Below are 13,310 nucleotides of genomic sequence, written 5' to 3' on the forward strand. Positions count from 1 at the left end.
CACACCTCAGCACCCTGGCAGGACTCCTCGTCCACGCCACCGCACACGGCGCGACCCTCACGACAGAGACCAAACCAACGTGTTGATTCTTTACGGGCCCTAACCCCCTGGGTCGCAGCGTGTATGCCCTGATGATGCTGTATAGAGTTCCCGAGAAACTATGACGCCGCCCTCGATGCGACGGTCGGCACAGCAGTGGTGAGCATGGACACGCATTTTCGGACGGCGGCACCGGATTCATCACTGCCGAGCCCTTGGACGTGGTTGTTCTGTATAAGGGCCGGGTTTTCTCCCGCAGGGGCAACACAACCCCGCCGTGAGCAGCACACCGAGATCTCAGCTCATCCAATTCAAGCAGGAGGTTCAGTCATGCAGGTACGAGTCACCCTACTGGCCACTATGAGCGCGGGATGCATTCTGGTGGGGGCGCTATCCACCCCTGCCTTTGCTCGCCCGCAGGTGCAATTGAAGAACTCAGCCACGGGCAAGTGCCTGGACAGCAATGGCGCCGGCAAGGTCTACGCGCTGGGTTGCAACGGCGGCAACAACCAACGCTGGACAGCGGCGTCCTTCACCACCGCGGGCGCAGTGTTGAAGAACGTGGCCACGGGCAAGTGCCTGGACAGCAATGGCGCCGGCAAGGCCTACATGCTGGGTTGCAACGGCGGCAACAACCAACGCTGGCAGGTAACGGAGTCGGGCGCCGGCAACATGGCGTTTAAGAACGTGGCTACAGGCAAGTGCCTGGACAGCAATGGCGCCGGCAAAGTCTACGCGCTGGGTTGCAACGGCGGCAACAACCAACGCTGGGGTGGGCCTCAGTAACGGCCTGGGGATGAATAGCCCCGGTGTTGGTGGGGCCGTGACGTGAGAAGGGCCGCACGGGTTGGGTGAGTTGTGACGCTTACCTGGGCCCGTGCGGCCTGCTCCCATCCTGCCCTGTCCGGGGTCTCTCGCGCACATCTCGGCGAGTTGCTCGAAGAGTTGTCGCCGCGTTGGTGGGCCCGGCGTGAGTCGGCGCTCGACCGGCAGCGGGGCTACAAACGGCGCCGGGCGGAGGGGGCCGGGCGCAAGCCGAAGCTGGAGTTCGTCGACCGGCTGCTGGTCACCCTCGTCCACCTGCGGCTCGGCCTGCCTCACGCCGCTCTGGCCGAGCTGTACCGGGTGGACCGCTCCACGGTCTCCGCCGCGATCCGCCAGGTCAGGCCCCTGCTCGCTGCCCGCGGCTTCGCCGTGCCCGACCGCCCCGGCGTCAGGCTGCGGACCTTGGAAGATGCGTTCGCCTACGCCGATCTTGAAGGCGTGGACCTGCGGATCGACGGCACCGAGGTTCAGGTCCGACGCCCACGCGCCGGACGGCCGGGGCGCAAGGCCTTCGTGTCCGGCAAGAAGAAGCAGAACACGATCAAGACCACCACCTTCAGCGACCAGCAGGGCCGCACGCTGTTCTCCGGTGTCGTCCGCCCGGGCCGGATGCACGACCAGACCGCCCTGCGCACCGAGGGCATCGCGGACCAGCTCCGCCGGCACCCGGGGGTGAAGGCCGAGGTCGACTCGGGATACCAGGGCCTGGCCAAGGAGTTCCCCAGCCAGGTCAGCGCCCCTCCGAAGAAGCCGGCCGAGGACGCCTGCGACGGGGACAAGCGGGCCTGGCGCGAGATGCGCCGCCGCCAGTCTGAGGGCTCTCACTTCCCTGACCAGGCAATCCTCGCCCAGTGACCAGCTGATCTTCACAGCTTGTCCAATACCAGCGCCGGGCCGTCAACACTCAACACCCCATGAAACAAACCGAATCAGCCCGTCCACAGCACCCAAGACCGGACACCGAACCAAGAACCACCCCGGACAAAGAAGCGAAGACTCCCACGGTCTGCCTGCGGCCTCGCCTTGGATCGACAGAGGGGGCGGGGTGCATCCGCGTCATGTGAGCGTGCGATTCGTGGGACCCGACGGGGGCATGGCCCAGCTGCCGTGGCGGGCCACGGCCTGGGAGCTCCGGCCCATGGAGTACCCGGCCGTACGCGGCTTCCCCGTACGGCGCGGACGGCTGCTGGCTCCGGGATGGTGGTGGTCCGCGACCACCGGCCGTCTCATCGGATACGGGAGCGCTGCGATGCGGGACGCGCTCATGCTGCTCGACCGGGATCCGCAGGTGGTGGGCATCGCATGCCGGCCGGTGGAGTTCGTGTGGGAAGAGCACGGAAGGCTTGTCAGTCACGCCCCTGACCTGGCCGTGGCTCTGGCCGGCGGCGCGGTGCACCTTGTGGATTGCCCTGGACGCGGCGGCCCCTCCAGGCGACTCGCAGGCCGGGCCCGGGTAGTTGAAGCGTGTGCTCGGGAAGCAGGCTGGGAGCACCGGTTCGCGGTTGCTGCGGATCCGGTGGTCACGGCCAACGCACGGTGGCTGTCGGGCTACCGGCATCCCCGGTGTTCCGGCGGGATCTCCGCCGCCCGGCTGCGGCGGGCATTCGGCGTGCCCACCGCGCTGGGCACGGGCGCGCTCCGGCTCGGGGACCCGATCGCGACGCTCCCTGCCGTCTATCACCAGTTGTGGCACAGCCTGCTGACCATGGACTGGGACCGTCCCCTGAACGAGGAGACCCTCGTGACTGCCAGCCCTACCGGACGACGCCGGGGAGGGGAACGATGAAGCGGGTGGTGGACGTCGTCAAGGTCGGTGACCGGATCCGGTTCGAGGACCGGGTCCATGTCTTGGCCGGCCTCGACGGGACTCTCTGCCGGCTGCTCGCTGAGGGGGACGCCGGCGTGCGGGTGCTGCTGCTCACCCAGGTCCTCGGAGCTCCGGACTTCGAGGTCCTGGACCAACCCCACTCCGCACGCCGGCGAGTACCTGTCCACGGCCCGCTGGACGGGCTCGGGCCCGAAGTCCGTGAGAAGGCCCTGGCCTGGGAGCGGCACATCCTGGAAATCGAGACCGGGCACGTCGGCCCTCGCCAGGACTGGCCGCCCCGGCCCGGGTACGACCCGGCCGTGCACTCGCTCGCCGAGCGGGAGGCGGCCAAGGCCGCCGAGCTGACCGCAGCCGGCCAGGCCGTCAGTGTGGCCACGGTGCGCAGGATGCGGGCCCGCTATCGCGAGGAAGGGGTGTGGGGGCTCGTCGACGGCCGCAGGAAGCGGGAGCGGTCGGTGTTCGGCCAGGCCGACCCTCGGGTGGTCGCCGCGATCACAGGGGCGCTGACAGAGCAGCGAGGGCGGTCTACCGGGACGCTGAGTCGGCTGCGGCGGCAGGTGGCCTGGCTGCTGCAGGACACCCACGGCCCCGAGGGTGTGGCCGTGCCCCCTGCGGCCACGTTCAACCGCCTGGCGCGGGCCGTCGCCGAGCAGCAGGGGCTGGCACTGACCGCAGCCGGCGAGCGGCGCAGGGCCTCTCGGCCCGTGCCGGTGTTCACACCGACGCACGCGGTGGCACCAGGTGAGCTAGTGATGATGGACAGCACGCTGCTGGACGTGATGGTCGTGTGCGAGGACGGGCGGGCGCGCCGGCCGGAGCTGACGATGGCGGTGGACGTGGCCACCCGCAGCATCACCGCGGCCGTCCTGCGTCCCAAGGGAACCAAGGCGGTCGACGCGGCCGTGCTCCTCGCGCAGACGCTCGTGCCGCAGCCGATGCGACCCCACTGGCCCCAGTACCTGTCCATGGCCGCCTCCGTCATCCCCCACACCCGGCTCGTCTCCATCGACGCCCGCATGCAGGGCGCGGCCGCCAGACCGGTGATCCGGCCGACGACCGTGGTCATCGACCAGGGCAAGGTGTTCGTTTCCCGCTGCTTCCTCGCCGCCGCCGAGCACCTGGGGATTTCCGTCCAGCCGTGCCCGCCCGCGTCCGGGCACGCCAAAGGACAGGTAGAGCGGGGGTTCGGAGCGATCGGCACCCTGTTCGCGCAGTACGTCGCCGGATACACCGGCAACAGCCTCGCCACGCGCGGCAGCAACGTGGAGGACGAGGCGTGCTGGACGCTGCCCCAGCTACAGGACCTCCTCGACGAATGGGTCGTCTGCGGGTGGCAGGAACGCCGCCACGAGCGCCTGCGGCACCCCCTCATGCCCCGCCTGGCGCTCACGCCCAACGAGATGTGGGCCGCGCTCGTCGGTATCGCCGGACACGTCCCCGTCCCGCTGACCGAAGCCGACTGGATCGAGCTGCTGCCGTCCAGGCGGTGCGCGATCGGCGACGAGGGCATCCGGTTCGAACACCGCACCTACGACGGGCCCTCACTCAATGCGCACCGCCACCGCTCCACGGCGACGGATGGCAAGTGGGAGGTCCACCACAACCCCTACGAGCCGTGGCAGTGCTGGGTCAGACTCCCCCACGGCTGGGAGCCTGTCCCTTGGATCCATCAAGGTCTGGTGTCCAGGCCGTTCACCGACACCACCTGGCGACACATCCGCAGCGTGGTCAATCAGCGCGAAGGCCGGGCCGAACACGAGGAACAACTCGCCCGCCACCTCGACGAACTCCTACGCCGCGCATACACCGCGGACACAGGCGTCAGCGACGTCGCAGGCTCCCGCCCAGGCGAAACCACCCCGGGAGCCCCGGGAGCGGCAGCCGATGCCGCTGCCGGCGGCGAGACCAGCCCAACCGGCCGGCCCGCACATTCACGCCGCAAAGCGCACACAGATCGCACGAAGCAACGCAACGCGCAGGCACCTCTGCCGGGCAGTCCCGCCCGGCAGGTCCCGCACATGGACGAGGACTCCGGCACCACCCCTGACATCGCCGACTCCGTGACGTCTGCAGCGGCCTGGAGCATCTTCGACGCACACCAGGAGGCACAGCAGTGGTGACTCCCACCGACCACGAGACGCACGACGATCCGTACGCCTCCCCCACCACCTGGCGCGAGTGGACGCAGTTCGTCGACACCGCCCCACCCTGCCTGCCCGGCACCGGCCCCTGGAGCACCGAAGAACGCCTGGACTACCACTCCCGGTTCGTGATCCTGTCCACCCCCACCATGGCCAAGATCTCCCTCACCCTGCGCCGGCTGATGATCCTCAACCGCAGGCACAACGGCACCGCCCGCCGAGGCCTGTTCATCTCCGGGCCACCGACCACGGGAAAGACCACCACCCTGCAGCAGCTCGGCCGGTCCTTCCACCTCGCCGACCGAGCACGCCGCGGCGCACCCGGTGACCACCTGCCGGTGGTCTTCCTGTCAGTGCCGCCCGCCGCGACCCCCAAGATGCTGGTCTCCGAACTGGCCCGGTACGTCGACCTACCCATCACCGCGCGCATGAACCAGGCCCGCATCACCGACATCGTCTGCGCCACCCTGCGCGACCTGGCGACCCAGCTCGTCCTGGTCGACGACATCCACCTGCTCAACACCCGCACCCGCAGCGGCGCCGAAACCTCCGACCAGATGAAACACCTCAGCGAACGCATCCCCGCGACCTTCGTCTACGCCGGCGTCGCCATCGAGGAATCCCCTCTCCTGACAGGAAACCGCGGCGCACAGCTGGCCGGACGGTTCAAGATGGTGCGCAACCCGCCCCTGGCGCACGGCACCACCACGCAACGCAACGCTTGGGAAGGGCTGATCCGCGGCATGGACCAAGCCCTGCGTCTGAACGCCCACCGCGAAGGTGCACTGGTCCGTCACGCGCCGTACCTCCACCTGCGCACCGGAGGCCGGATCGGCAGCCTGTCCGCACTCATCCGGGAAGCAGCCATCGCCGCGCTCCTCGACGGCACCGAGAAGATCACCAAAGCACTACTCAACGACATCGAACTCGACCAGCTCGCCGAGCACACACTCCCGCCCGCCAAGCGGCGCTGACATGCCGCGCCGACACCACCTGGCCCCACGTGCCAGCATCTTGCGCCTGGCCCCCATCCAGTGGGAAACCACGGTCTCCTACCTTCAACGTCTGGCCCGCCGTCATCACATGGACACCGCAGAGCTACTCCGTGGCCTCGGCATCCCCGGGCCGCTCCTCCATCCCGAATGCACCAAGCCCTACGGCCCCTACACCAGCATCGAGCGCTGTACCTCAACGCCCCCAGCCGCAGGCTGATCGCCGCGTTCGCAGGCATCCCGGACGAGCACCTCGCCCACGCGCTCCCTCAATGGAACCGCTACCGCGACAGGCCCGACCCCCAGTCCGCCCGAACCCGACTCCGGCTCGCCTCCGCGTACGCCGTCACGGGCTGCCCCCACTGCACCCACGCCCGCACCGGCCAGACCCACCCCGTCCCCCAGTACCTGCCGGACACCCACCTCATCTGCCAACGTCACAGCATCTGGATGCTCGGCCGCCACACCCTCGCCGGCACCCGGCTGCCCATCGAGCACGCCGACCTCGCGCAGACCCCCGAGATCCTCGCCGCCCACCACATCCACATCCGCCTCCTCCGACGCTGGGGCGAAGCGGCCGACCATGCCCTCACACTGGCCATGAACCTCACCGAGACCTGGCGACGCAACGCACCAGCCGACGAACGCATCTGGCCCGCACGCGCCCGCCGCGTCGGCGACAACAAGCGCGCCCGCCTCTGGTACGCCCTCGCCCGAGAAGCGATCACCTACCCCGAGACCATCGCCCTCGCCCAGTTCTTCACCCACCACCCCCGCGTACTCCACACCCGCGAACGTCCCGGGCGCACCCATCCCCTCCACACCGCCGTCGCCGCCCTCCTGAGGAGGCCCTGGCTCGAAAACCCAGCCCTGTACCCAGACCAATTCGGCAACCGCATCAGATACGCACCCGGCCGCTACCCCGCCCCCCGTAGCCGATGGCCCTACCGACACAACCCCTACAACCCAGGCCCCACCGAGCTCACCAAACTCGGCTACCAACCACCCCACCCAAGAACAAAATCCCACGGATCCCGGGGCCGGTAGCGCCCAAGAGCAGCCACTTCGAGCCCGCACGGGACAACATCTAACGTGCGTAACTATGTTCGATTAGTGTGGTGTTCTGGACAGATCAACATCGGAATCGGGAGACTGAGGGCATGGCGTCCTCCGCACATGAGGCATCGGCGTCCGCCCTGGGTTATCTCTTCCAGGCGCAGTTCGCTCTGCTCGAACTACTGCGCGGGCAAGAGGACCGGCCTGACGGGGCAATCAGCCTGGAACTCCACGACGACGTCGCATGGGAACAGGACGGACGGCCCATTGATCTGCTGCAGGTCAAGCATCACATCCGCGGCGTGCGCACTCTCGGCGACAAGGACGACGATGTCTGGCGGACCATCAAGTCATGGATGGACACTCATGCCCCCGGCGACGAGAACGGCCCTGCACTGACCCTGGTCACCACCCAACAGGCGCGCCCAGGGACAGCGATGGCCGCGCTCAAGGCACCGGCTCCGGCGCCCGCCGAGGCGCTGAAGCTGCTGACCGCCGCGGCTGAGGAGTCGACAGCCACGGGGACCGCGGATGCACGGGCTGCTTTCTTGGAACTCCAGCCCGCACAGCGGGCCGTCTTCGTCCAGCGGATGCGGGTCATCGACGGCACCCCGTCCATCGACGACCTCGACGCGCAGGTGCGGGTGAAGTTCAGGGCCGCGCTCCCCGACGGGCATGGTGACTCCTTCATGAAGCAGCTGTGGGCATGGTGGTACGAACAGACCGTGGACATGCTGCAGAAGCGACACACCAGCGTCTCCGTTACCCGGGTGATGCAGCGCATCAGCCGCATCCGAGACGACTACACCTCCGACAGGCTGCCCACGCTCGTGGGACGTGATGACTTCCCGGCAGAGGCCGAGGCCGAGCTTTCGGAGGCGCCCTTCGTCCACCAGCTGCGGTGGGTAGGCGCCGGCCGGGCGTTGTCACGTTGTCGGGGGTATAGGCGTCTGGCGGTGCGTCAGGGCTTGGTCGAGGCGGCTGTCGGCTGTCGGTCAGGCCGTGGCGGGCAGGCCGGCGGCGCCGGTGATCTGGTCCCAGATCGTGAAGCGGACGGTCATCTCGAGGCGGTGGTCGGGTGCGGTGCGGTGGTAACGGCCGGGTCGGAAGTGGGGCGAGATGCCGCTGAACGCGGCCAGGAATCTTTGGGCGCCACCGACGCTGCGGAAGCCCTTCATCGCGCGCTCGCGCTGCCTGGTGGGCTGGTGCGAGTTCTCCGCCCGGTTGTTCAGTCCTTTGTGGGAGCGGTGCTCGACCGAGGGCATCACCTCGCGGTGGGCGGCGCTGTAGGAGCGGAGCTTGTCGGTGACGACCACCCGCGGCACCGTGCCGGTCTCTTTGAGGAGTCTGCGGAAGAAACGCCTGGCCGCGGCCTTGTCGCGGCGGTTCTGGATCAGGATGTCGAGCACGTTGCCGCCGACGTCGACGGCCCGCCACAGGTACTTCACCTCGCCGTTGACCTTGATGAAGACCTCGTCCAGGTGCCACTTGTCCCCGGGCCGAGAACGGCGGCGCCGCAGGCTGGTCGCGTAGGCCTGGCCGAACTTCAGGCACCACCGGCGCACCGTCTCGTAGGACACCATGACGCCGCGCTCGAGCATCAGCTCCTCGACCTCGCGGAAGCTGAGCGGGAACCGGAAGTACAGCCACACGCAGTGGGAGATCACCTCGACCGGGTACCGGTGCCCCTTGTACGACGGCGGCGTACTGCCCACGGACAACCCCCTCCACCATGATCAACCCGAAGATCATCCCACCCGTCAGCCAACGTGACAGTGCCCTCGGGACAGCACGCCCCCACTTGAAGATCCAGAGAGCCCTGCCGAAAACCATCAAGATCACGATCTACAGCCGAAGTATTAGTTCGCGACCTGGGGGTTCTCCTAGCCCGGCATCCCGGACGCTGTGGGAGGCCCAGCGGCCGCGGTCGGTGAAGTACCGCTCCTGAAGTTCCTGGGCCGCGATGTTCTGCAGCTGCTGCTCCGAGGCGCGACCCATGTAGGCCAGACCGCCAGCTGTTTGCGGGCTGACCCCGGTGCCTGCTCGCAGTCGTTGCGGGTGATGGTGGAGCAGTTCCTCGCAATCTTCCCTATCGGACGCCATTCCTTGCACTCGTTATTGCCCAGGCATTCGCACCGGGGCTCTCCGTTGACTCGCACTCTGGGGGCGCGCAGCCGAGTGAACGGGCGAGGGGTGTTTTGTGGTGAAGGCCGTGCCGGAGAAGTCTCCCGACAGCGACCGACCCCATCAGGCCGCACCTGCCGCATCTACTCACGACAGCTCTTCGGCTCCCAGCCGCACGCCGCTCCCTGCATCACAGCCACAGGTGAGCGGGTTAAGTCGGCAGAGCCTCCAGCGCCTCCAAGGGGCGGCGGGGAACGCGGCGGTGTCCCGTCTGGTGGCCCAGCGCTACACGGCTCCGGTGAAGCCGTCCCCTGCTCAGGCCCCGGGTTTCCGGGCGGTGAAGGCGGATGTGTCGGCGAAGAAGTCCCGGATCGCTGTTCACGCGCCCGCGGCCGTGGAGTCGAAGGCGTCGCAGGACGCTGCGGTCGCGCCGCCGGACGACAAGGAAGCCCAGGGCAAGACGGCGAACGCGGAGAAGATGAATGCCGCGAAGCCCGGGGAGTTCGACAAGAAGGCGTTCGTCGACGCGGTGAACAAGGCGATCGACGCGCAGGCCCCGAAGAACCTCGACGAGGCCGACAAGTTCTCCAAGTCGGGTAAGGCCGACAAGGTCAAGGACGAGGTCGATGGGAAGGTCACCGACGGGAAGGAGTCGTCGGCCAAGGACATCGACACGGCGACGAAGGCCCCGCCCGACACGTCGGCCGCCAAGGACAAGCAGGTCACTCCCCTCACCCCGGATCAGCCCCCGGCCAACCCCGGCGCCCCCTCGGCGGCGGACGCGATCCCGGCGAAGCAGCCGCCCGCGGTCACCGATTTCTCGGAGGGCCCGGCCGCCAACGACCAGGCGATGGCGGACGCCGAGATCACCGAGGAACAGCTCGCCAAGGGCAATGAGCCGGAGTTCAACGAGGCGCTGTCCGCGAAGAAGACCGCCGAAACGGACTCCGCGAAGGCCCCCGCGAAGGGCCAGGTAGCCGAGGACCAGCAGCTGGCGGGGGCGAAGCAGAACGCGGCGGCCTCCGGCGCCCAGACCATGACCGCCCTGACCGCGACCCGTGCCTCGGCGGGGAAGCAGGTCGACGGCGGCAAGGGCGACACGAAGTCCAAGGACGAGAAGAAGCGCGCCGAGGTCACGGCGAACCTCCAGAAGGTCTACGACGGGACGAAGAAGGACGTCGAGGAGACCCTGTCCGGCCTGGACAAGAAGGTCGACACGGCGTTCACGTCGGGCGAGAAATCAGCCCGGGACGCGTTCACGGCGGATCACAAGCGCCGGATGAAGAAGTACAAGGACAAGCGCTACTCGGGCCCCATGGGCAAGGGCCGTTGGGTGAAGGACAAGTTCGCCGGCCTGCCGAAGGAGGCGAACAACCTCTACCAGGAGGCCCGCAAGCTCTACGTCTCCCAGATGCAGACGGTGATCTCCGCCGTGGCCGACCTCATCGGCACGGAACTGGGCAAGGCCAAGGCCCGTATCGCGAAGGGGCGCACCGAGCTCAAGGCGGAGGTCGACAAACTCCCTGCGGACCTCAAGCAGTTCGGTCAGGAAGCGGCGAAGGACTTCGCCGGGAAGTTCGAAGACCTGGAAGCCACGGTCAACGAGAAGTCCGAACAGCTCGTCCAGGACCTCGCCTCGAAGTACACCGCGGCACTGAACAAGATCGACGAGGAAATCAAGAAGCTCCAGGAGGCCAACAAGGGCCTGATCGACAAGGCGAAGGACGCGATCGTCGGCGCCGCCAAGACGATCAACGAGCTGAGAAAGCTCCTGCTCGGCATCCTCGCCAAGGCCGGCTCCGCGGTCATGAAGATCCTCAAGGACCCGATTGGGTTCCTCGGCAACCTCGTCAAGGCGGTCGGCGCCGGGCTCAACCTCTTCATCACCAACATCGCCGAGCACCTGAAGACCGGCGTCGTGTCCTGGCTGCTGGGCACAGCCGTCAAAGCGGGCCTCGAACTCCCCCAGAAGTTCGACCTCAAGGGCATCATCCAGCTCATCGGCTCACTCCTCGGCCTGACCTGGGACAACATCCGCGCCCGCGTCACCCGCAAAGGCGTCCCCGACGAAGCGATGACCGCCGTCGAAACATCCGTCCCCGTAGCGAAGAACCTCGCCCGCGAGGGCCCGGCAGGCGCGGTCAAGGAAATCCAGGCAGAAGCAGGCGACCTCAAAGCCACCATCCTGGAAAAGCTGACCAGCTACCTGATCCCCACCGTCATCATCGCGGGCATCACCTGGATCCTCTCCCTCCTCAACCCCGCCTCCGCCTTCATCCGCGCGGTCAAGGGAATCATCGACATCGTCACGTTCATCGTGACCCAGGGCGCCCAGATAGCCGACTTCGTCAACGCCGTCCTCGACGCCGTCATCGCCATAGCCAACGGCGGCGCCGCAGGCGTCCCCAAACTGGTAGAAGCCGCCCTCGCCACCAGCGTCCCGCTCCTGATCGGCTTCCTGGCTTCGCTGCTGGGCATCGGCAGCCTCGCCAACAAGGTGAAGAGCGTCTTCCACGCAGTATCCCGCCCCGTCAACCGTGCCATCGACAAAATCGTCGACTTCATAGCCAAAAAGGGCAAAGCGCTCTGGGCGAAAGCCAAAAGAACAGGAACCCAACAGGGCAAACAAGACGCGTCCACGCAATCGCGCAGCATTAAGCTCGTCGAGAAGGTCAAGGCCACCGTCGATTCCAGGATTCCTGACGGAACCCCGATGGACCAGGCCACGGATCGATTCCGCGGAATTAGGAATCAATTCCGCCGAGCCGGCCTCCACGGCCTCAAACTCATGCTGGACGGCGGACGATTCCGAATCTGGGTGAGGGCGAGTCCCTGGCAACCGATTGGCAGCTTTAAGCCATCAGCAACCTTCACTGCTGAAGACTTGGCTCTGACCAGCAGTCAACGTGGAGCTGATGATTACGCAACACACACTGCGCTGATAGCCCACCTCGCATACAATACGAGCGATGTACGAGAAATTTGCCGCAGGAACAGCGGGAACGGAAGGCATGCAGAGATAAAATTTACAAATCTCATCGAAAACAGATGGCTGCAGTACGTAGAGTCCCATCCCTCCTGCAGCCAAAAAAGTGTGGCGCCAGACCAAGGGGAGCCCAGGTTCACATTCGTTGTCAGAGTCACACGAGCGCCATGCTCGAATTGCACCACAGAACTCATTAGAGTGCGAAATAAGATCCGACAGGAAGCCTCGACTCTTCACCCTCCCATTAAAGTCGATCTGGCCGTCCGGGCAGTTGCCGTATACGGCGGAAAAGATCGATGGACGAGCCCGTCAGGAACAACCTACGTAAACCAACCGGGCGATCCACAGGCAGGAAAGGCTCAGATATCGCGACTCCTGGACAATGGTATCAGCGTGGGACTGCTAACGTTGACGGACGTGACCACGCAGGCCGCAGCTGCCCACCTGACGCAACTGCAGCATGCCTACATAGCTCACGAAGAGGAGGGGAAGAATAAGGAACTTAAGTCACTCATCGATGCAATAAGAAGGAAAAAAATTTCCTTCGGATAAGGATCTCCAATCAACATCACCAAAGAAGAAATCACACGAACTAGCGAATGGGCGACACGAAGGGGATGGATTTTCAATGTCGCAGTGGAGCGTGAAGAGAAAGTAATCCAAATCAGCAAACCAAGTGAGTTGGTGTACGTTGGACTCCGCATCTATGGGAACCCGGAGCAGGCCACGTTGACACTTCTCGACGATCTGCGCCTCAGAGGGTTCCGGCTATCCATCGACTACACTTCTCGCCCGCATGACCTATTGATGGTATTGGAACGGGCGGACTCCCTCCTTCCCCAGCCGGGCAGTTTCCCTTTGATCATTCAGGATCTTATAGAGAGATTTCCCCGAACATGGGACATGGATAGCGAAGAGGGCGGCGAAAAGTTGGTAGACCGCGAGTACCTGCAAAGTATCCGCGATTTTGGCGCATATTAAATACGCCGAAGTCAGTATCGCCTATAAGTTGACCATCAGTAGATTGCTCAGGTTTCACCGAGAACCATCCTTCACTGATCTCTTCGAGAGTCCCAGATGAAGCCATTCGACGGCACTCCTGAATCAACTCATCTGCGGTGACCTTCGAGGAAACCCCTGACTCAAGGAAAATCTTTTGATCCGCCACGAATCGAATACAGGGGTTCCGTCGGCAAGGAAATCGACATCGATTTCACGACCATCAGAGCTCGTAACACGATCATGAGCGGGACTTCTTGAGGCGTCTCCAGCAGATGAGGCTGCAGGCGAGGGAGACGAAGGCGTCGTGGAGTTCGGTG

The 13,310-nt window shown here is 66.0% G+C and carries 9 protein-coding genes; 8 read left to right on the top strand and 1 reads right to left on the bottom strand.

Annotated elements, in window-relative coordinates:
* The first annotated feature begins 369 nt into the window (after positions 1 to 369).
* The 6 genes from ACIGJO_RS35505 (at position 370) to ACIGJO_RS35530 (ending at position 6,872) form a co-directional block, all read left to right on the top strand.
* On the top strand, positions 370 to 825 hold the full coding sequence (locus tag ACIGJO_RS35505) for an RICIN domain-containing protein (RefSeq protein ID WP_399965535.1): 456 nt from the start codon (positions 370 to 372) through the stop codon (positions 823 to 825).
* Between the two features lie 147 nt (positions 826 to 972).
* The gene (locus ACIGJO_RS35510) at positions 973 to 1,719 is read left to right on the top strand and encodes a transposase family protein (protein ID WP_399965537.1); all 747 of its coding nucleotides are present in this window, start codon (positions 973 to 975) and stop codon (positions 1,717 to 1,719) included.
* A 220-nt stretch (positions 1,720 to 1,939) separates the two neighbouring features.
* Positions 1,940 to 2,650 (top strand): TnsA-like heteromeric transposase endonuclease subunit, encoded by a 711-nt coding sequence (locus tag ACIGJO_RS35515; protein ID WP_399965539.1) that lies wholly within the window; start codon positions 1,940 to 1,942, stop codon positions 2,648 to 2,650.
* The gene (locus tag ACIGJO_RS35520; RefSeq protein WP_399965541.1) at positions 2,647 to 4,812 is read left to right on the top strand and encodes a transposase; all 2,166 of its coding nucleotides are present in this window, start codon (positions 2,647 to 2,649) and stop codon (positions 4,810 to 4,812) included. The genes ACIGJO_RS35515 and ACIGJO_RS35520 overlap by 4 nt, the downstream gene beginning before the upstream one ends.
* Positions 4,806 to 5,807, top strand: a complete 1,002-nt coding sequence (locus tag ACIGJO_RS35525; RefSeq protein WP_399965543.1) for a TniB family NTP-binding protein — start codon at positions 4,806 to 4,808, stop codon at positions 5,805 to 5,807. The genes ACIGJO_RS35520 and ACIGJO_RS35525 overlap by 7 nt, the downstream gene beginning before the upstream one ends.
* A 168-nt stretch (positions 5,808 to 5,975) precedes the next feature.
* On the top strand, positions 5,976 to 6,872 hold the full coding sequence (locus ACIGJO_RS35530) for a hypothetical protein (RefSeq protein ID WP_399965545.1): 897 nt from the start codon (positions 5,976 to 5,978) through the stop codon (positions 6,870 to 6,872).
* Between the two features lie 1,004 nt (positions 6,873 to 7,876).
* On the opposite strand, the gene ACIGJO_RS35535 is transcribed toward ACIGJO_RS35530, so the two are convergent.
* The gene (locus ACIGJO_RS35535; RefSeq protein ID WP_399965547.1) at positions 7,877 to 8,596 is read right to left on the bottom strand and encodes an IS6 family transposase; all 720 of its coding nucleotides are present in this window, start codon (positions 8,594 to 8,596) and stop codon (positions 7,877 to 7,879) included.
* A 671-nt stretch (positions 8,597 to 9,267) separates the two neighbouring features.
* On the opposite strand from ACIGJO_RS35535, the gene ACIGJO_RS35540 reads away from it, so the two are divergent.
* The gene (locus ACIGJO_RS35540; protein ID WP_399965549.1) at positions 9,268 to 12,543 is read left to right on the top strand and encodes a hypothetical protein; all 3,276 of its coding nucleotides are present in this window, start codon (positions 9,268 to 9,270) and stop codon (positions 12,541 to 12,543) included.
* An 84-nt stretch (positions 12,544 to 12,627) separates the two neighbouring features.
* Positions 12,628 to 12,972 (top strand): hypothetical protein, encoded by a 345-nt coding sequence (locus tag ACIGJO_RS35545; protein ID WP_399965551.1) that lies wholly within the window; start codon positions 12,628 to 12,630, stop codon positions 12,970 to 12,972.
* The last annotated feature ends 338 nt before the right edge of the window (positions 12,973 to 13,310 follow it).

Source organism: Streptomyces sp. NPDC079020 (genome assembly GCF_044542225.1).
Taxonomy (GTDB): domain Bacteria; phylum Actinomycetota; class Actinomycetes; order Streptomycetales; family Streptomycetaceae; genus Streptomyces.